The 19,807-nt window shown below is 48.5% G+C and carries 15 protein-coding genes; 10 read left to right on the top strand and 5 right to left on the bottom strand.

Annotated features, from left to right (window positions below; all coding sequences use genetic code 11):
- Nucleotides 1-32: 32 nt before the first annotated feature.
- Nucleotides 33-323: an RNA recognition motif domain-containing protein gene (locus IZU26_RS09360; protein WP_038081031.1), complete on the bottom strand. Its 291-nt coding sequence runs from the start codon at nt 321-323 to the stop codon at nt 33-35.
- 342 nt (nt 324-665) lie between these two features.
- Between IZU26_RS09360 and IZU26_RS09355 the strand changes: the two genes are divergently transcribed.
- Nucleotides 666-2,513, top strand: a complete 1,848-nt coding sequence (locus IZU26_RS09355) for a proline--tRNA ligase (protein WP_433278561.1) — start codon at nt 666-668, stop codon at nt 2,511-2,513.
- Between the two features lie 117 nt (nt 2,514-2,630).
- Nucleotides 2,631-3,716: a hypothetical protein gene (locus tag IZU26_RS09350; protein ID WP_433278559.1), complete on the top strand. Its 1,086-nt coding sequence runs from the start codon at nt 2,631-2,633 to the stop codon at nt 3,714-3,716.
- Nucleotides 3,717-3,785: 69 nt separating this feature from the next.
- Here the strand turns inward: IZU26_RS09350 and IZU26_RS09345 are convergent, their stop codons facing one another.
- From IZU26_RS09345 to IZU26_RS09330, 4 genes are all read right to left on the bottom strand, one after another.
- Nucleotides 3,786-4,715, bottom strand: coding sequence for a GerMN domain-containing protein (locus tag IZU26_RS09345; RefSeq protein ID WP_433278556.1), 930 nt, complete (start codon nt 4,713-4,715; stop codon nt 3,786-3,788).
- Between the two features lie 142 nt (nt 4,716-4,857).
- A complete protein-coding gene (gene gltA / locus IZU26_RS09340; protein WP_187385356.1) occupies nt 4,858-6,375 on the bottom strand; it encodes an NADPH-dependent glutamate synthase in 1,518 nt (505 codons plus the stop codon).
- Between the two features lie 63 nt (nt 6,376-6,438).
- Entirely contained in the window at nt 6,439-7,296 is an 858-nt protein-coding gene (locus IZU26_RS09335; protein WP_310822189.1) for a sulfide/dihydroorotate dehydrogenase-like FAD/NAD-binding protein, read from the bottom strand.
- Between the two features lie 200 nt (nt 7,297-7,496).
- The gene (locus tag IZU26_RS09330) at nt 7,497-9,896 is read right to left on the bottom strand and encodes a helix-hairpin-helix domain-containing protein (RefSeq protein ID WP_433278553.1); all 2,400 of its coding nucleotides are present in this window, start codon (nt 9,894-9,896) and stop codon (nt 7,497-7,499) included.
- Nucleotides 9,897-10,137: 241 nt separating this feature from the next.
- On the opposite strand from IZU26_RS09330, the gene IZU26_RS09325 reads away from it, so the two are divergent.
- The 8 genes from IZU26_RS09325 (at nt 10,138) to IZU26_RS09290 (ending at nt 19,807) form a co-directional block, all read left to right on the top strand.
- Nucleotides 10,138-11,730, top strand: coding sequence for an immunoglobulin-like domain-containing protein (locus tag IZU26_RS09325; protein WP_433278551.1), 1,593 nt, complete (start codon nt 10,138-10,140; stop codon nt 11,728-11,730).
- 292 nt (nt 11,731-12,022) lie between these two features.
- The gene (locus IZU26_RS09320) at nt 12,023-12,682 is read left to right on the top strand and encodes a CoA-binding protein (protein WP_433278550.1); all 660 of its coding nucleotides are present in this window, start codon (nt 12,023-12,025) and stop codon (nt 12,680-12,682) included.
- Nucleotides 12,679-13,197 carry a hypothetical protein gene (locus tag IZU26_RS09315; protein ID WP_433278549.1) on the top strand — a complete coding sequence of 173 codons (519 nt, stop codon included), beginning with the start codon at nt 12,679-12,681 and terminating at the stop codon, nt 13,195-13,197. Before IZU26_RS09320 ends, IZU26_RS09315 begins: the two co-directional genes overlap by 4 nt.
- A 120-nt stretch (nt 13,198-13,317) precedes the next feature.
- Complete coding sequence (locus IZU26_RS09310; RefSeq protein ID WP_433278547.1) at nt 13,318-14,637, top strand: PD-(D/E)XK nuclease family protein; 1,320 nt, start codon at nt 13,318-13,320, stop codon at nt 14,635-14,637.
- Nucleotides 14,638-14,738: 101 nt separating this feature from the next.
- Nucleotides 14,739-15,836 carry a 3-phosphoserine/phosphohydroxythreonine transaminase gene (gene serC / locus IZU26_RS09305; protein WP_433278545.1) on the top strand — a complete coding sequence of 366 codons (1,098 nt, stop codon included), beginning with the start codon at nt 14,739-14,741 and terminating at the stop codon, nt 15,834-15,836.
- 90 nt (nt 15,837-15,926) lie between these two features.
- Entirely contained in the window at nt 15,927-17,105 is a 1,179-nt protein-coding gene (locus IZU26_RS09300) for a phosphoglycerate dehydrogenase (RefSeq protein ID WP_433278544.1), read from the top strand.
- 85 nt (nt 17,106-17,190) lie between these two features.
- On the top strand, nt 17,191-18,144 hold the full coding sequence (locus tag IZU26_RS09295) for a sugar ABC transporter substrate-binding protein (RefSeq protein ID WP_433278542.1): 954 nt from the start codon (nt 17,191-17,193) through the stop codon (nt 18,142-18,144).
- A gap of 202 nt (nt 18,145-18,346) precedes the next feature.
- Nucleotides 18,347-19,807: a sugar ABC transporter ATP-binding protein gene (locus tag IZU26_RS09290; protein WP_433278540.1), complete on the top strand. Its 1,461-nt coding sequence runs from the start codon at nt 18,347-18,349 to the stop codon at nt 19,805-19,807.

Below are 19,807 nucleotides of genomic sequence, written 5' to 3'. Positions count from 1 at the left end.
AAAATCTTTTAAATGTAAAGCGCGGTGAACAACTACTGGCGCTCTGCGCCGTTATCGAATCTCGGGCGGCGTGGCGGGCGCTCTTCGGCGACATTGACGCGCACACGGCGGCCGTCGATCTCTTTGCCGTTCATGTCGGCAATCGCTTTGTCAGCCGCACCTTCGTCCGCCATTTCGATAAAGCCGAAACCTTTCGACTGATCCGTAAAGCGGTCTTTAATAATTACTGCTGAAGTGACTTCACCGAATGCGGCGAAGCTGTTTTTCAGAGTATCCTCCGTGGTGGCATAGTTAAGATTGCCGACGTAAATTTTTTTGGACATATACGATGTTCCTTTTGCCGAATACGGCATTTTTATTTGCTGATGCCAGCTGCAATCTGCGTTTTCTGAATACCGTAATCTGAAGAAACATACATTCATACGAAAGAAAGCTTTATCAGAACCGTCTTTAGAGAACCAGGATTATATTAAAATTAGTAGAAAAAATAAACCGTGTCAAGTATGCATGTATGCAATCGCGGAAATCGATTTTTGTGGAATAAAGGTAATAACTCATACGGATTATGAGAGCGCGGAATATAATGCCGTTCAAGAGGCATGCCCGAATGAGAATGAGCGTTTTTGCTTGCAATCGAATCGCCCTTTACGTTACAATAGAACGCTATGAAAGCTTCTCAAACGATTATTTCAACGCTGCGCGATTCTCCCGCCGATGCCGTCATCGAAAGCCACAAGCTTATGATGCGCGCGGGTCTTATCAGAAAATTGGCAAACGGATTATACGCGTATATGCCCCTCGGTTTGCGTGCGCTTCGAAAAGCGGAAGCGATCATCCGCGAAGAACTCGATGCCGCCGGCATGCTTGAAATAAAACCGCCGGTCATTCAACCTGGCGATTTGTGGAAAGAAAGCGGGCGCTGGCAGACGATGGGGCCGGAAATGCTGCGCGCAAAAACGAGAGGCGGACAGGACATGATCGTGAGTCCCACTGCCGAAGAAGCGTTTACGGCTCTCGTGCGCGACGGTCTTACGTCGTACAAACAGCTGCCGATTTTTATCTATCAAATCAATACGAAGTACCGCGACGAAATCAGACCTCGCTACGGCGTCATGCGCGGCCGCGAATTCATCATGATGGATGCGTATTCGTTCGATGCGGACGAACGTTCGCTCGATGAAAGCTACGAAACATGTTCGCGCGCATACCGCCGTATTTTTAAGCGTATGGGTATCAACGTGATTCGCGTACGAGCCGATGCCGGCGCTATAGGCGGAGACGTCTCGGAAGAGTTTATGGTCGAAAGTTCGGTCGGCGACAATACGCTCGTGCTCTGTCCTTCATGCGGTTATGCGGCAAACGTCGAAAAAGCTTCGTGCAAAGCCGATACCGCCCTCGACACCGCAGGTAAGGTGCAGGTTGCGGCCGAAAAACCGATCGAAAAAGTTTTGTGCCCCGGCGTCGAAACCATTGCCAAGATGGAAACGTTTTTTAAAATGAGCGCTTCGCAGTTTATCAAAGTGCTCATTTACAAAGCGTATAATTCCTCCCTCGATTTGACAAATGCGCCCGGAGGCGCCGTGTTCAAGCGCGAAATAGACGAAGGCGGAAACGAATATTATCCGGAATGTTTTTTTGCCGTTGCCATTCGCGGCGACCTCGACGTAAACGAAACGAAACTCGCTGCTGCCCTTAAAGCGAGCGGCGCCGAACTTGCAGGGGAAGAAGACGTCATAAAATATTCGGGGGCGCCGCACGGATTCGTCGGGCCGGTCGGATTGACGAAAGTGCCGCTCCTCGCCGACGAAAGCGTTATGGTAAAAAAGGACGACGGTTCGTACGACGTGCGTGTCCACGATACGGTAACCGGCGGCGGCGAAAAAGACATCGACAATATGCACGTCGAACCGCTGCGCGATTTTACGCCTTTTATGACGGCCGACGTGCGCACCGTAAAAGAAGGCGATGCGTGTGCGGTCTGCGGTAAAGCGCTCTATACGAAAAAAGGCAACGAGCTCGGCCATATCTTTAAGCTCGGCGTAAAATACACGAAGTCGATGAACGTTTCGTACCTTGACGTAAACGGCAAATCGCGTACTCCGCTCATGGGCTGCTACGGTATCGGCGTCGATCGTACGCTCGCGTCGATCATCGAAGAGCACCACGACGACAAAGGCATCATCTGGACGATGAGCACCGCGCCTTACCACGTCGCGATCGTGCCGATAAAATACGAAGGCCGCATGAAAGAAGTGTCCGACGATATTTACGATGCGCTTACGAAAGCGGGCATCGAAGTGCTGCTCGACGACAGAAGCGAGCGGCCGGGCGTCAAATTCGCCGACATGGATTTGATCGGCATTCCGGTGCGCATCGTCGTCGGTGAAAAAAATCTTCCGAACGTGGAGATAAAAGAACGTTCCGCAAGCGAAGCGTCCCTTGTTCCGGCCGGCGATGCGGCGCGGCAGGCGGAAAAGATCGTGCGGGATGCGCTCTCTGCGCTCAATGCGTGACGAACTACAAGGTTCGCAAGGTGCAAAAAGGGGAGATGATGCGGGAGCTCCTGCGCTCGCGTTCGGCATCCTCTGAAATCGATGTTTTATTCGACTGCCGAATCTTAAGGAACTGCAATGCAATCGATAAAAAAAATTAATAATTATTATAAGACGATCGCCTGTGCCGTAGTTTTTTTGTGTATACAGGCTGCACACGCGCTTCCCGGATTTACGCCGCATATCGAAGATGCGCCGGGCGAATACGTTTATTACGAAGATAAAACTTTTACGCGGAAATCCTATGTCGGCTTTTTGCGCTATGATAAAGCAACGTATGCCGCGCGCTATTATGCGCCGAAAACGGATAAAGACGCACCGCTTTCCGTAACGATTTTTGTAATGCTCGATCCCGCATCCGATCACATGGAGATCACCGGCGAAAAGCAGATTGTATCCGGCTCTCCGCGAGACGGCGAAATCGTCAATTATCTTGAAGACATGATGTACACGCTGAATGCGCACCGTATCAAAGCCGGCAGCATCGTCCGTGAAAGCGGGCGGATCGTGCCCGACGATATCATGCAGTTCGGCGGCAATGTCGTCGTCGAATACGATTACTTCGTCCCGCTTTTCAATCTGAAGCGCATCGCACGGGGAAGCGATATGACGATCCTCTTCGATGTCGTAAGCGTCGGAAAGCTTGCGTCTTCGAGCGACGGAGCGTTTTCGAATTTTACGGGTTTTCCCGGATCCTACGCGGACAAAAAAAAGCGCACACAGCGAAAAAAAACTGCGGCAAAAAAAACGACGCTTTCGTTTGACGGACAAAAACTTGACACCGACGAAGACTGGGTGCAAAAGATGGACAATATGTGGATGCTCGGAAACGATGCGGTTATTTCCATGGCCTCTCTTCCGAAGCCCGCGGGAGCTTTGCAGAACGCAGAAGCTCTCATGATTCGGCGCCTGCTCGAAGGGAGCGGCACTTCTTATGCGGATTGGAGGTGTGCTTCGGTGAAGGGCGCTGCGGGAACTTATGCGCTCGGTGCGGTCTTTTACGATGCCGAAAAAAAGCGGGCGACGCGAATCGTCAGAAAATTGACAAAAAAATCCGATGCTTCGTACGCGTTTTTTACGCTGAGCGTTTTCGAAGACGCATACGCGGCGGACAAATCGTATTTCGACCGCATCGTCGATTCTTATACCGTTTCGGCATTTTAAGCGGGAGCGAATCGGATCTGCCCGGATAATTTTTATTAATTAAATTGAGTTTCGCCGATTAATAAATCTTTATTGAAAGCTCGAACGCGACAGCGGAGAGCCTATCCACGTACCTTCGCTTCCGAGATAATCTTCGCGCTGCCCTTCGATGATAAACTGCACACTGTTGACGGTGCTGAACGAAGTCGCCGTGTAAACGATCTGCATGAGCTGTGCGAGGTACCCCTGCACGCCGACGCTGTTGAACGAAAAAGCTTCGCTGAAATTGAGCGTTGCGATGCCGTTGTTTACCGAAGCGCCGAGTAGCTTTGTGCCCGAAGGGATCAGCGTCATCGTATTGCGCGATTTTTCTTCCGCGCTGGGGCCGGCTAAAAGCGCGTTCAGCGTATCGGTGAGCGGAGAATCCGACTTCGGCAATTTGCGCGTTACGATTTGACGGCTTACCGACCCGTCGGATCCGATGACGACGAAGCAGAGCGGCACGTTTATGGTTGTCGCAGGCTGCGGTACGCTTTTCGGAGTTTGCGTTTTATCGGCGTTCCGTGTATCCGTTTTCGGTGTTTCCGCCGTCCGCGTTTCCTTGCCCTTTTCCGCTTTCGGTTTTTCAGCAGGTTTTGTTTCACCGCTTTTTTCGGCATTCGACCGATCGGCAGGTTTTTGTGCGTCGGGTGCCGATGTCGGTTTTTGTGCAATGCTTTCGTTTTGCTTTGCAAAGTTCGAGCGGTTATTTTCAATGACGGACGGCTCGGTCGAATTCGCTTCAGGTAAAATATCTATTTGAAATGCGTCGCCGCCGCTTTTCGGATTTTGTTTTTGTTCGTGGTTTTGGACGAATTCCGGTGTCTTTCCGAACACGCGGCCGAAAAAATCGGTGTTTTGCAGGTTTGAAAGTATGGTATCTTTTTTAACAAAAAAGAATACGAGCAGAATGAGCGCGACGAGCAGCCAGCACGCAAACGCAAATCCCGTATTCTTCTTTTTTGTATTCCGTTCAGCCATATCTATAGTATCGGCAGCGGATGCCCGCACTATTAGGGCGAATGCAGGGCAGCCGCACCGAAACTGTATTCTCTAAAAAATAACATATAACGAAAAAATCGGCAGCCCTCCCGGCAGCAGCCCTGCCGTTTCGTGTGATTCGTCAGCCGGCCAGATATTCGTTTATGCTCGCAGCCGCTTTTCTGCCTTCACCCATAGCGAGGATGACCGTTGCCGCTCCGAGCACGATGTCGCCGCCCGCCCACACTTTCGTTTTGCTTGTAGCCTGTTTGTCGTCGACGACGATGTGACCGTGTTTATCCGCATCGAGGCCGGGCGTCGTGCGCACGAGCAGGGGATTGCTGCCGTTGCCGAGGGCGACGATGACCGCATCGCACGGGATTTCGTGTTCGCTTCCCGGAATCGCGACGGGGCTCCGTCTGCCCGATGCGTCGGGTTCGCCGAGTTCGTATCGCAGCGCTTTGATACCGCGCACGCGGCCGTTCAGCGCTTTGTCTTCGCTTTCGATGCCGAGCACTTCGATCGGGTTTTCGAGGAAGCGGAATTCGACGCCCTCTTCTTCCGCGTGACCGACTTCTTCTTTTCGAGCGGGCATTTCATCGCGCGTTCTGCGGTACACGATGCTGACGTGTTCCGCGCCGAGCCTGAGCGCCATGCGTGCAGCGTCCATAGCGACGTTTCCGCCGCCCACGACGATGACGTTTTTCGCTTCGTAATACGGCGTATCGGCAGTACCCTTCATATACGCTTTCATCAAATTGGCACGCGAAAGGTATTCGTTTGCGCTGAATACGCCGATGAGATTTTCTCCCGGAATATTGAGAAATTTCGGAAGTCCTGCGCCCGTGCCGATAAAGGCGGCGTCGAAACCCTTTTCCGTCAAAAGCTGATCGAGCGTGTCGGTGCGTCCGACGAGAAAGTTCATTTCGAATTTGACGCCCATCTTTTTCAGATTTTCGACTTCCTTTGCGACGATGTCTTTCGGAAGACGGAATTCGGGAATACCGTAAAGCATGACGCCGCCGGCTTTGTGGAACGCGTCGAATACGGTAACGTCGTGACCCGCTCTCGCGCAGTCGGCCGCGACCGTAAGCCCCGCGGGACCCGATCCGACGACAGCGACTTTTTTGCCCGTCGCTTTTGCGACCGTCGGCAGCGTCGTTTTATTGTTCGTGCGTTCCCAATCCGCGACGAACCGTTCGAGCCGTCCGATCGAAACCGCTTTGTCGACCGTTTTATGAATCTTTCCGACCGTACATTCTTTTTGGCACTGCTTTTCCTGCGGGCACACGCGGCCGCAGATAGCCGGTAAAAGGTTCGTCAATTTAATCGTATCGACTGCAGATTTGAAATCCCCCTTTTGAATTTCTCCAATAAACTGCGGGATCGCGATGCCGACGGGGCAGCCCGCAACACAGGGTTCGTTTTTGCACTGGAGACAGCGATTCGCTTCGTTGATCGCCATCTCTTTTGTATAGCCGAGCGCTACTTCGCCCATTTCGCGCGCGCGTTTTTTCGGCTCCGCGACAGGCATTTCCTGAAGCGGAATCGCCATACGATCTTTCGGAGAAAGAGGTGCCGCTTTTATCTTCTGTTCGATTTCATCGAATTCTTTTTTCGCCTGCGCTTCCAATTCATTTGCTGAAATATATTCCGTCATGATATCGTCCTCTATAAAAACTTTTGCAGGAAATTATTAGGTTCAATTTCGACCTATTGAAAATTATGCTTGAGCTTTTTGCTCGATCACGCTTTCCAATTTGCATTTATGGAAATCTTCCTGTTCCTGCGCTTTGAACGTGCCCATGCGCATCATCATATTGTCCCAATCGACTTTATGCGCGTCGAAATCAGGCCCGTCCACGCACACGAATTTCGTTTCATCGCCGACCGTAACGCGGCAGCCGCCGCACATACCGGTACCGTCGATCATAATCGTGTTGAGCGAGACCACCGTCGGGATATTGTATTTTTCCGTCGTCTTTGCGGCGAACTTCATCATAATGGGAGGCCCGATCGCGATGACTTCCGCGGGCGGCGTTTCGGATTTGCAGAGCTCATCGAGCGGCACCGTGACAAGCCCCTGCCTGCCTGCGCTTCCGTCGTCGGTCATGACGATAACTTCGTCCGCAACCTTTTTCATCTCATCGACGAAAATGAGCAAATCCTTGTTTCTCGCGCCGATGATCATAATTACTTTATTGCCGACCGCTTTAAGCGCCTGCACGATCGGATAACACGGCGCAACTCCGAAACCGCCGCCTACGACGACGACCGGCCCGTCGCGCTTTTCGATAACCGACGGATTTCCGAGCGGGCCGAGCACCGCAGCGATGGAATCCCCCGTCTTTTTTTGCGCGAGTTTATACGTCGTCGCTCCGACCGCCTGAAAGACGAGCACGACCCAGCCTTCTTCCGCATTCGCATCCGCGATCGTCAGCGGAACGCGTTCTCCGTAATCCGTGTCGAGCTGCACGATGACGAATTGCCCCGCTTTGCGGTTGCGCGCAATTTCGGGAGCTTCGAATTTCATGTAGTAGACGCCGGCGGAAATTTCTCTCTTTTCAAGAATTTTGAACATAGCATACCTTCGATAGAATAGATATCCGTTATTGTATAGGAAAGGGGAAAAAAAGTAAATCGAATTAAAGTTTTTAAAAATTATTTATCGAGTAAGATCTTTTCGGGATTTAAGGGGGAAAGCCTTCCCCTCGCGCGCACTCCGTTGCGCGCTGCCCCTTCCGGCGGGGACACCCCGCAACGCCCCGAAACCCCGCTTCATCAATTTTTCAGCAGATCCGCAAAGGGATTGTACGTCATACCGTCGTTTCGCACGCCGCCCGTTTTTGCGCCTGAGCTTTGACGGTTTTTGCCGTCGTTCTTCTGCCGCGTGCCGTCCGCATTTTTCGAAAGCGCTTTTACGACGACCGCTCTCTTTGCGCTCCCGTTCGGTTTTTTTTCATGCGGTGTTTTTCCGTTTCCCTTATCGCCGGATTTCGCTTCCGGCGGATTGAGCGCGCGTGATGCTGCGTCGCTTTTCAGCGACAGGCTGATGCGTTTTCTGTCGGGATCGAGCGCAAGAATCGTAAATTCTTTGACGTCGCCGACCTTGACGATTTCCATCGGCTCTTTGACGAAATTGTCCGAAAGCTCGCTGATGTGGATGAGTCCCGTTTCGTGCAAACCGAGGTCGACGAAAGCGCCGAAGTCGACGACGTTTTTGATTTTTCCGGTAACTTTCATGCCCGGCTTCAAATCTTCGAACTGCACGACGCCTTTTTGCATGATCGGAGCGGGATAGTCGTCGCGCGGATCGCGGTTCGGCTTTTTCAATTCTTCTGCGATATCCGAAATCGTCGTTTCCCCGATGCCGTATTTTTCTTCGAGTTTCTTTTTCAATTCGGCGGAAACTTCGCCTCCCGATTTGATGACGGCAAAAAGCTCGCGCGCCGCTTCGTAGTTTTCGGGATGCACCCACGTGTTGTCGAGCGGCTCTCCGCTTTCGGGAATTTTTAAAAATCCCGCGCACTGCTCGAAAGTTTTCGGACCGAGTCCGCTCACTTTTTTCAAATCGTCGCGGCTTGTGATCTTTCCGTTCGCATCGCGGTATGCGACGATCTTTTTCGCCGTCGCAGGTGTAATGCCCGAAACGTATTTTAAAAGCGAACTGCTCGCCGTATTCAAATTGACGCCGACTTTGTTTACGACGGAACCCACCACTTCGTCGAGCATGTCGGAAAGTTTTTTTTGATTGACGTCGTGCTGATAAAGTCCGACGCCTATCGCTTTCGGATCGATTTTGACGAGTTCGGCAAGCGGATCCTGCAGCCGCCGCCCCATACTCACCGCTCCGCGGATCGTCAAATCCAAGTCGGGAAACTCTTCGCGCGCGATGTCGCTTGCGGAATACACCGATGCCCCGCTTTCGTCTACGACCGTATAGCGCACGTCGGGATAGTTTTCACTTATGACGCGGCTTACGAGTTCGCGCACTTCGGGACTTCCCGTTCCGTTTCCGACGGCGACGACTTGAATATCGTATTTTTTGATCGCAGCTTTAAGCGCTTCATAGGAACCCGAAACGTCGGCGACTTGCTTTATTAAAAAGCTTCCGAGATATTTTCCCGTTTCGTCGAGAGCGGCGCACTTCGTTCCGGTTCGTATGCCCGGATCGACGCCGAGCACGCGGCTGCCTTTGATCGGCTGCGTCATCAAAAGGTTTCTGAGGTTTTCGCTGAATATGCCGATACCGTGCTCGTCCGCTTTATCCGTTTCGTCGCTGCGGATTTCGCGCACGACAGCCGGTGAAAGAAGCCTCACGACGCCGTCTTTGATCGCGTCCGCGTGATACGCGTTGTTGATCGCTTGACGCTTTTGCAGCATATCTACGGCCGCATCGACGTCCACGTTTACGGTAACTTCGAGCGCTTCTTCCCGCTCTCCTCGGTTTATCGCGAGAATGCGGTGCGGCTTTATCTGATTGAGCGGCTCCGCGTAATCCCAATACATTTGATACGTCGACGTCTTTTGCTTTTCTTCGTCTCCTATACCTTTCGAAACGATCGAGCCGGTCGCCATATAGAGGTCGTACACCGCTTTGCGGTTTGCGCTGTCCTGAGCCGTCCTTTCCGCGATGATGTCTTTCGCACCCGCGATCGCATCCTCTGCAGTCGGAACCGAAAGTTCGGGGTTGTCGTCGTTTATGTTAATAAATTCTTCCGCCTTTTTTTCGACTGCCGTATCGTCGAGCGTGAGCATCGCATCCGCAAGCGCTTCGAGTCCGCGTTCGATCGCGATCATGCCGCGCGTTTTCTTTTTCTTTTTAAACGGCGCCCATAAGTCTTCAAGCGCCGTGAGCGTAAGCGCGTTCATTACCGCGTCGTACAGAGATTCGGTGAGTTTTCCTTGAGCAAAAATACCTCTCGCGATTTCGAGGCGGCGCTCTTCGAGATTTTTATGCGATTTGAACAGACGGTCGCAGTCGCGTATCTGCATTTCGTCTAGCGAACCGTGTTTTTCTTTTCGATAGCGCGCGATAAACGGAATTGTGCAGCCTTCATTTACGAGGTCGATGACGGCGCGCACCTGCGTTTCGCGGATGCCGATTTCCGCCGCAATTTTTTGTACGATGAGCGCTTCATCGATTGCGAGCGCGTCCATTGTGTCTTGAGTAAATTCCATAGGCGCTATTGTACGGAAAAGAGCGGCGCTTGGCAAGAAAGGCGACGATTATATAAGTTACGATCCGATCGCTTGACAAAGGAAATTATTAATATACAATTATCGGTATGAGGTTGACGTTTTCGAAAAACACGTTTTGTGTGTATGTTGAAAATTGCCGCTTTGAAGCGTTTTCAGATGCAGCAAAGCGGCTTTTTTATTTACTCATGCGTATGAATTGCCGTTATACAAGGAGGCTCGGATGAAAAACTTCATCAAAAATTGTATCGGTTTAAGTATCGCCGCTTTGGCGATTACGCTTATATCCTGTTCGCAGCCGGCCGGTGGGAATTCCGATACAGGGAACGGCGATACCGAACCGGCGCTGAAAACCCCTGTTGAAAAAGCGCTCAAAGAACTTTCGGTCAATCCGAAAAAAGTTTTCAAACAGACGAACAAAGTTATGCTCCAGACGACGACAAGCGTGTCGGGAGTCACGATCACGTGGACGGCAAGCCCGGAAGGCTATATCGAAACGGCAGGAACCGACATAGGTAAAATCAAAAAGCGCGATACGGAAGATAAAAGCATTACGCTGACCGCAACGGCTGTAAAAGACGGCGAAACCGGAACAAAAACTTTTACGGTTATCGTTTGCGCTGAAAATACCGAGCCTTCAGCGCAAGATTTTGCCGATGCCCTGATGATTTCCTCTTCCGTTTCAAGCGATATGCCGCTGCCGAAAACCGTAGACGGTTATACCGATGCGGCGATAACATGGGAAAGCGCCGACGAAGACATTATCAAAATCGAGACGGTAGGAGACGATGAAAAAGGCGTCATTACACAGGATATCGTCGACAGAAAAGTGAAGCTTACGGCGAAAGTGGAATATAAAAGCGAGACGGCGACAAAAGAATTTGATGTGAACGTAAACCATATCGCAGAGATAAGTTCCGAGACATCCCATTCAATTTATAAATACGAGTTTACCGGTACGGAATTTATATATACCGTAATTAATAAGGACGATAATAAAATAAGTTACGGTTATAAATACGGATATTCAGAAGTAGAACCGAAGTCGAAAAAAGCAGTATTTATACAAACCGCATCATATATGAACGGAAAGTGGATGACAAAGCAGGATTATGAATCGTTACTGAAACAAATGACAGTCGAACTGAATAGACTCGAACATAAAAATCCGCTTACGCTCGGAGATTTTAAAACGCTTGTTTCGATGATATCGGAAGAGATGAAAGACGCTACGGATGACAAAATCTTTGCATGGCTCGATACGTTGACCGATTTGTTAGGAGATAAAACCGATTTCGACAAATTATCGGAAACGGAAAAGACCGCAAAGCTTAAATCGTGTATTTCCGTTTTAAAAGAGCTTTTCCGTATGCAAGAGTTTTTGACAAGTGAGCAATTTTCTTCCGCTCGCTATACATACGATCTCATGAAAAAAGTCGACGGTACGTATGAAAAATTTTCTGCAAAAGCGCTCTATGACAGCGGCAAAAGTTGGTACGAGCAAAAAGGCGACTATAATTATGAAGGTGAATCCGAAACGATTAAATGGATTGAACTTCAGGGTTGTAAAATCGATTCGGGAATATTCTTGTCCCTGTCTCTTAGGAAAAACGACAACAAACGTTATGAAACCGGTAATGTGCCTGTTCCATTCAATGAAGGAACTTCGATAACGCTCACCGGTTCAGAAGGTTCTATTTCCGTTGTTATAACAAATATAACCGTTTCCTCCGCCGGTACGATGACCGCGGATATAGGTATTGACAGCGGCACGGCTCAATCTTATACATTGAATTTTGACGGCATGTCTCTTTAAGCGCAAGCTTAAAAAGCATCGCTCGGACAATATTCTGTAAAGCGGAGGCGGCATTGTATACGCCCCCGCCGTTTTCATACATCATATCCGTTTTCGAATTGCCCCATCCTTCCGTCGCCTTCCTTTACCTTTCCCGCACTCGCCTTTACATTTTTCTTAATTACTGTTAAAAATTTCACAGTAAATGTGGGTTTTCCGTCTTTTTTCGATTTTTCGGCTTCGAATCAAGGGAAAAGGCCGAATTTTCCGTTGACCGGAAAACCTGACATCCGTTACTATCGGGAGGATTGCAATGAACGAAATGCTTGCCGCGCGGCAAAAGCGCGTTTCCGAACCGTCGAAGAAGCGGCTCGTGCTCTTGGCAGAACTGCTTTCGCGCACGAACAAAGCGCGCATTACGTCGGTCGAGCTCGCATCTTTCGTGCATTGGAGCTCCGCGCTCATCAGGCACGATATAGCGTCGATCGGTTTTTGCGGCGGCGTTTCAAACGGCTACGACGTGCGCCGTCTCCGCGATGCGATTTTGCGTTTTTTCGAAATCGTTCCCGCATCGAGCAAAAAGAAGTGCTGCATCGTCGGTTTGGGGAGGCTCGGAACGGCGCTCCTCGACGAAGCGATATTCGACGGCACGGGCTATAAACTCGTCGCGGGATTCGATCCGAACGTAAACCGGACGGAAATCCTCCGATCGGCGTTTCCGCTCTATCCGGCATCGCGGATCGAAGCGGTCGTCGCTACCGAGTGCATCGAATACGCGATCCTCGCGTCGCGCAACGAAGACGCTCCGTCCCTTGCCGCCCGCCTTGCTTCTTGCGGCATACGCGGCATCGTCAATTACACCGATGCCGTGCTGGGATCGGCCGTATCGGCTCGGGTGGAAAACGCCTCTCCGGTGACGCTCCTCCGAACGCTTTCCGCCCGTACTTCGGGCGCTTGGAGAAAAGTTTTATGAAAAGAAGAGTTATTATATTATTTATTATAATTTTCACTATAATTGGAATAACATCTTGTAAAAACGGTGAAAAAGAATTATTTGAAAAAATAATCGAAACAGAAAAAAAATTACTTCAAAATAATATTTCCAAAATTCTTGATGAACTGGAATTTCAAGATAAATATTCGATTTCGATAATTTATCAAAAAACACAAGAATATTCCAAAAGAGCAGTTTCCGAACAAGTTATAACTAAAAGGGTTTTTGGCAAAGCTGATTTTTCGGAAAATAATAGTAATCCGGATACTGTTGATGGAATGTGGGAAGAAAAAGCATATACAGCCAATTATAATGACAAAAAAGAAAATGATGATTTAAAACACGGTTATTTTTCTGTAATAATTATTATTGATGAACCGGATAAAGAAAAGCGAGATAAAATAATGGCTTTAATGAATTACTCTGTTGCTAATTCAACTCGTGGTGATTTGATAAATGTAATATCAAAATCGGATTTTTCAAATAACAAATGAGGTATAACTCGGTAAGAAATATTTTTACATAACACGGTTTTCAAAACCGATACGCGGTCAAGCTACCTGCGGTTTGAAATAATGATAGGCCTATGCTCATATTGGGTAAGAATAAAGACTATGAATATGGTTGAAGTGGAAAAACTTTTATCGGAAGCTGAAAAAATAAAAAAAGATTCTCTTACAAATATACAAGATTTATTAAATATTTCTAAAGGATATTCATCACAAAAAGATAAAGTTATTAAAGAATATGATTTAAATCTTACAGATAAATTTAATATTTTTGAAACAATATCGGATTTATATAGAAGAGAAAAATTCCATAGTGATATTTTATATACCATTTTGAATCCGACTACTCCGCAAATCGGTAAAATCGCAAGCTTAACCTTTATTGATAATTTTGTAAAAATGCTGGATTTGGATTACGAATTTATTATAGATAATACCGTCAAAATTTCAAAAGAGGAATATAATTCTGTATGGGATGGAAGTGAAGAAAAAAAAGGTTATATTGACTTATTGATAACAAATAATCATAACCAGGCAATTATTATAGAAAACAAACTGAATGGCGCTCCTGACCAACCGAATCAAATTGTCAGGTATATGAAATATGTGCAGGAACAAAAATTTGGAAAAAACAGCAAAGTTGATATGACTGTGGTGTATCTTACGTTGATTCCCGGAAAGAAACCTGATATTGATAGTTATGATTCAGTATTTGAAGATTATACTAAACTTATCCGTGATACAAAGTATGGAGATGGAAAAGTTTTAAAATATCGTTCAGCTATTGACAGGGACAAAAACAAAGGAAGTTTAATCAAGTTCTTAAGAAATTGTCTGGAATCTCCTGAATTAAAAGATGTGACCAACTCAGAAGTCATGCTTACAAAAGTTTATTTGGAACAATATAAAATCTTGTTAGGACATTTAGGAGGCGATGAAGCCATGTTGGAGTATCAAAAAAAATTGCTTGAAAAGATTTATTCCTCTGAAGAGAATTACAAGGCTGCAAAAGATTTAGTTGCAGTTTTTGAACAGGACAAAAATGATGTATTAGGTTCAATTATCACTGATCAATTAAAAAATTTACTTGAGCCGCTAGGATTTTGTTTTGAAAGTTGGGAGTATAGCGACTGGGGCTGCTATATCTTTACAAAAGATACAAGTTCGGATTATTTATATATATCAGGTCTAGGCGGCCAATTACAACTCGGTTTTGGAACTCATAACAAAATTTCTAAGCAGAATCAGAAAATTTATCAAAACATTTTGGAAGATATTTATAAAGTAAAAACAGAAACTGAAGAGGATAAGTGGGTGTGGCTAGACATAGAACCGTTGGATGATAAAGAAAGCCTTAAGGAGTTTTTACAATTTTATACAAGCTTACTTCCTAACGTAAAAGAAAGATTTTTAACAATAAAATAGGCCTAACACGGTTTTCGTCGCCGACAAACGGGACGAGAGCGTTTGCGCTTACAATGTTTGCGGATCGATAACGCGAATTATCGAAAATATAGGAGTCACTTATGGGACGTGTGTACAATTTTTCGGCGGGACCGTCGTGTTTGCCGGAAGAAGTGTTGAGAGAGTGTGCCGATGAAATGCTCGATTACAAAGGCACGGGGCAGTCGGTCATGGAGATGAGCCATCGTTCGTCGGCATTTAAGCCGATCGTTGAAGACGCGGAAGACATGGTGAGGAAACTCATGCGCGTGCCCGACAACTACAAAATCGTGTTTTTGCAGGGCGGCGGTTCGACTCAGTTTGCAATGGTACCGCAAAACCTCGGCATACGTTCGGGCAAAGCGGTATACATCGATACCGGCGTGTGGTCGAGTAAAGCGATCAAAGAAGCGAAAAAATACGTTTCCGTCGATGTCGCCGCGTCGTCGAAAGACCGCAATTTTTGCTATATCCCGAAAATCGATAAAATCACGGGCGATTACGATTACGCGTATATCTGCCTCAACAACACGATTAAAGGCACGCACTGGAATTATATTCCCGATACGGGCAGCATTCCGCTCGTCGCCGATATCTCTTCGTGCATCCTGTCCGAGCCGCTCGACGTGAGCGCTTTCGGCCTCGTCTTTGCAGGCGCGCAAAAAAATCTCGGGCCTGCGGGCGTTACGCTCGTCATTATCAGGGACGACCTCATCACCGATTCTCCGCAAAAAGGTACTCCGACGATGCTCACGTATAAAACGCACACCGATGAAGATTCGCTGTACAATACGCCGCCGTGCTATGCGATCTACGTCGTCGGTAAAGTGCTTCATTGGATAGAAAAAAACGGCGGCGCGGAAGGCATGAAAGCGCGCAATTATGCAAAGGCCGGGCGCCTGTACGACTACCTCGATTCGAGCGCCGTCTATCGTGCAACCGCCGACAAAGACAGCCGTTCGATCATGAACGTGCCGTTTTTGACAAAAGAGGAAGACGAAGCGAAGGCCGACGCGATCAACAAAAAATTCACAGCCGAAGCGGCGAAAGCGGGGCTCGTAAACCTTGCGGGGCACCGTACCGTCGGCGGTATGCGCGCGTCCATATATAACGCCATGCCGATCGAAGGCGTCGAACGTCTTATCGAATTTATGGATAAATTTGCCGCTGAAAATTTTTAAGCGGACGAATGCCCGCCGAAAGCATATCGTTTTGATACGGCTTTCAAAACGCGGCATCCATATTAATAATTATTAAAATTGAGAGGCAATATGTTTAAAATTCAAACGCTCAACAAAATATCCTCTGCGGGGCTCGAACGATTTCCCCGCGACGATTACGAAATCGCATCTTCGATCAACGATCCCGACGCCATCCTCGTGCGCTCTCAAGATATGCACGGCATGACGATTCCCGATACGGTAAAAGCCGTCGCACGAGCGGGTGCGGGCGTCAACAATATCCCCGTGCAGGAACTGACCGAGCGCGGCATCGTCGTGTTCAATACGCCCGGTGCGAACGCGAACGCGGTAAAAGAACTCGTCATACTCGGCATGCTCATCGCAAACCGCCCCGCGATCGCCGCCGCCGAGTGGGTAAAAAGTCTTGCGGGCAAAGGAGATGCGATCCCCGACCTTGCGGAAAAAGGCAAATCCCAATTCGTCGGACCCGAACTGCAGGGAAAAACGCTCGGCGTCATCGGTCTCGGCGCCGTCGGAGCCCTCGTTGCAAACGCGGCCGTCGGTTTGGGTATGACCGTTGCGGGCTACGATCCGTTTATCTCCGTCAAAAACGCATGGCAGCTCGACACGCACATCAAACAGGCGGAAACCCTCGACGCGCTGCTTTCAAAATCGGACTACATCACGATCCACATGCCGCAGACAAACGACACGAAAGGCTTTATCAATGCCGACAGATTGAACGCGATGAAAACCGGCGTACGCATCGTAAACTTTGCACGCGGCGGACTCGTCAACAATGCCGACATGCTTCAGGCGATTGCGAACGGAAAGGTTTCAATGTTCGTCACCGATTTTGCGGCGGAAGAATTGCTTGCAAATCCGAAAGTCATCTGCTTTCCGCACCTCGGCGCATCGACACCCGAAGCCGAAGAAAACTGCGCCGTCATGGCCGTCGCAGAGCTCCGCGAATTTCTCGAACGAGGCACTATCGCCAATTCGGTCAACTTTCCGAAAATCGTTACCGAAAACGAAATCCCCTCCGGCGGTACGCGACTTTGCATTTCGAACAAAAACATTCCCGGCATGGTATCGAAGTTTTCGACGATTTTGGGTGAAGCCGAACTCAACATCGCGGGTATGATAAACCAAAACAGCGGCAACATCGCCTACAATATCATCGACGTCGAAGGCAATGTGAGCGACGATACGCTTGCAAAACTTTCCGCAATGGAAAACGTCACGCACGTGCGCGCGATCCCAGGGTGAGCGGGTATTACCGTAACTTTGGCAGCATTTGGAAATTCCTTGACTTTTGGAAAAACCGATGTATAATGCGCTTAAGGAGGCGTATATGAAAAAGGTAATAAGCGCAATAATGATTTCATTTTTTGTCGCAACAGGTATTTTCGCAATGGGTGCGAATGATTCAAATTCCGCCGACGGAAAAAAACATTACAAATTCGGCTTTACCTGTATGGATCAGTCAAATCCGTTCTTTGTGCTCATCGAAAAGACGATCCGGCAGGAGGTTGAAGCCCGCGGCGATCAGCTTATATCCGTCGACCCTGCGAATAACGTTACCCGCCAAATCCAACAGGTGGAAGATATCATCGCACAGAAAATCGACGGTATATTTTTGAACCCCGCTGAAGCGGAAGGGATCATCCCCGCGCTCGATCAGCTCAAAGCGGCCGGTATTCCGATCGTCAATTTCGATACGGAAGTTGCGGATATGAGCTATGTTGCGACATACACCGGTTCCGACAATTACAATGCCGGCAAAGTGTGCGGCGACGATCTCGTAAAAAAATGTCCGAACGGCGGCAATATTATCATACTCGATTCGCCGACGATGAACTCCGTTGTCGATCGTACAAACGGTTTTCTCGATGCGATTAAAGGGCACGGCTTTAAAATCGTCGGCCAGCAGGATGCAAAGGGCAATTTGCAGGTTTCGATGGGTATCGCGGAAGATTTGCTGCAAGCCCATCCCGAAGTCGTCGCCATTTTCGGCGGTAACGATCCGACGGCGCTCGGCGCGCTCGCGGCGGCAAACGCTGCAGGCATTAAAAAAGCGCTGATCTACGGCGTCGACGGTTCGCCCGATATAAAAAAAGAGATAGCGACGAAGGGTTCGTTGATCGAAGGATCGGGCGCTCAGTCTCCCGTCAATATCGCAAAAACATCGGTCGAACTTATGTATAAAATCATGTCCGGTGAAAAAGTCGACGCCCGCTATCCCGTTCCGACATTCCTCATCACAAGCGACAACGTAGCGAAATACGGTACGACAGGTTGGCAGTAATCGGATAAACGCAAAGCGCGTTTTGTCAAAAAAGCGTCGGATGAACTGTATATTTTGTGCTTCCTATTTCACGGTTAATGCGGCGACGGTACGGCAGCAGTGATGCTGCCGTACTGCTTGTTCTGCGTTGGTTCGACCGGCCGCTTTAAACGTCATACATCAAAATAGGTTCCGTCTCATGGATGAAAATTTATTGCTTCAAATGAAAAACATCCATAAACGCTTTCCGGGCGTTTATGCGTTGAACGGTGTCGATTTCGAATTGCGTGCGGGGGAAGTGCACGCGCTGATCGGCGAAAACGGCGCCGGTAAATCTACGCTTATAAAAGTTTTGGGAGGAATCATCAAAGCGGATGAAGGCGAGATGTACATCGACGGCAAAAAAGTCGATATCGATAACGTATTCGATTCCCAAAAAAACGGTATAGCGATTATCCATCAAGAGCTCGTGCTTGTGCCGCACATGACTGTTGCGGAAAACATCTATCTCGGCAGAGAACCGATGAAAGGCAAATTCATCGACAAAGCGGCGATGAATTCGGAAACCGATAAGCTGCTGCACCGGTACAATGCCAATTTTTCCGCGCAGACGCTCATCGTCAATTTAACGATCGCGCAGCAGCAGATGGTGGAAATAATAAAAGCGATTTCATTCAATTCCAAAATTCTCGTTATGGACGAACCGACTTCATCCATATCCGACAGAGAAGTCGAATTTTTGTTCGGTATCATGCGTACGCTTGTAAAGCGCGGCGTCGGAATCATCTATATTTCTCATAAGATGAGCGAGTTATGGGAAATCTGCGATAGGGTTACGGTGCTCCGCGACGGCTGTTTCGCAGGTATTTCGGACGTTGACAAAATAACGCGCGACGAGCTTATCGCGATGATGGTTGGACGGACGCTGGAACAGTATTATACGCGCGACTTTCAAACTGCCGGTGAAACGGTTTTGCGCGTCGAACATCTGTGCGATAACGACATGGTAAAGGATGTTTCGTTTGAGCTTCGGAAAGGCGAAATCCTCGGTTTTGCGGGGCTTATCGGAGCGGGCCGAAGCGAAGCGATGCAGGCCGTATTCGGGTTGAAGAAAAAATACGACGGTAACATAACGCTGTTCGAAAAAGCCGTTCATTTTACTTCTGCTGTAGACGCGCTCGACAGCGGTATGGCCTTTGTTCCCGAAGACAGAAAGCTTGAAGGCTTGTATCACGTACAAAGCGTAAAATACAATGCTACGATCGAAGTATTAAAAGAATTTATTAAAGGATTTGTTTTTAATAAAAAAAAAGAAACCGAGATTGCGGATAAATATACGGCGATGATGAAAACGAAAACGCCGTCGCTCGATCAGCGGATCGGAAACCTTTCCGGAGGAAATCAGCAAAAGGTAATGATCGGACGATGGCTTGCGGTAAATCCGTCGATTCTCATACTCGACGAGCCGACCAGAGGCGTCGATGTCGGAGCGAAAGCGGAAATCTATGCCATAATGAATGAGCTCGTCAAAGAAGGCATATCGATTATCATGATTTCTTCGGAATTGCCGGAAATCATCAATATGAGCGACCGTGTATATGTCATGGCAAACGGCAGGGTAAAAGCGTGTTTGCCGCATGCTGAAGTATCGCAGGAATCGATTATGCGGTTTGCTGCAGAATAA

It is taken from the genome of Treponema sp. SP13, from assembly GCF_050938355.1.
In the GTDB taxonomy this organism is placed as follows: domain Bacteria; phylum Spirochaetota; class Spirochaetia; order Treponematales; family Treponemataceae; genus Treponema_D; species Treponema_D socranskii.
This window is presented reverse-complemented; position numbering and strand designations above follow the sequence as displayed.

Coding starts and splice junctions, on each gene's coding strand:
- IZU26_RS09360 (WP_038081031.1), bottom strand. CDS start 323: ATGTCCAAAAAAATTTACGTCGGCAATCTTAACTATGCCACCACGGAG.
- IZU26_RS09355 (WP_433278561.1), top strand. CDS start 666: ATGAAAGCTTCTCAAACGATTATTTCAACGCTGCGCGATTCTCCCGCC.
- IZU26_RS09350 (WP_433278559.1), top strand. CDS start 2,631: ATGCAATCGATAAAAAAAATTAATAATTATTATAAGACGATCGCCTGT.
- IZU26_RS09345 (WP_433278556.1), bottom strand. CDS start 4,715: ATGGCTGAACGGAATACAAAAAAGAAGAATACGGGATTTGCGTTTGCG.
- gltA (WP_187385356.1), bottom strand. CDS start 6,375: ATGACGGAATATATTTCAGCAAATGAATTGGAAGCGCAGGCGAAAAAA.
- IZU26_RS09335 (WP_310822189.1), bottom strand. CDS start 7,296: ATGTTCAAAATTCTTGAAAAGAGAGAAATTTCCGCCGGCGTCTACTAC.
- IZU26_RS09330 (WP_433278553.1), bottom strand. CDS start 9,896: ATGGAATTTACTCAAGACACAATGGACGCGCTCGCAATCGATGAAGCG.
- IZU26_RS09325 (WP_433278551.1), top strand. CDS start 10,138: ATGAAAAACTTCATCAAAAATTGTATCGGTTTAAGTATCGCCGCTTTG.
- IZU26_RS09320 (WP_433278550.1), top strand. CDS start 12,023: ATGAACGAAATGCTTGCCGCGCGGCAAAAGCGCGTTTCCGAACCGTCG.
- IZU26_RS09315 (WP_433278549.1), top strand. CDS start 12,679: ATGAAAAGAAGAGTTATTATATTATTTATTATAATTTTCACTATAATT.
- IZU26_RS09310 (WP_433278547.1), top strand. CDS start 13,318: ATGAATATGGTTGAAGTGGAAAAACTTTTATCGGAAGCTGAAAAAATA.
- serC (WP_433278545.1), top strand. CDS start 14,739: ATGGGACGTGTGTACAATTTTTCGGCGGGACCGTCGTGTTTGCCGGAA.
- IZU26_RS09300 (WP_433278544.1), top strand. CDS start 15,927: ATGTTTAAAATTCAAACGCTCAACAAAATATCCTCTGCGGGGCTCGAA.
- IZU26_RS09295 (WP_433278542.1), top strand. CDS start 17,191: ATGAAAAAGGTAATAAGCGCAATAATGATTTCATTTTTTGTCGCAACA.
- IZU26_RS09290 (WP_433278540.1), top strand. CDS start 18,347: ATGAAAAACATCCATAAACGCTTTCCGGGCGTTTATGCGTTGAACGGT.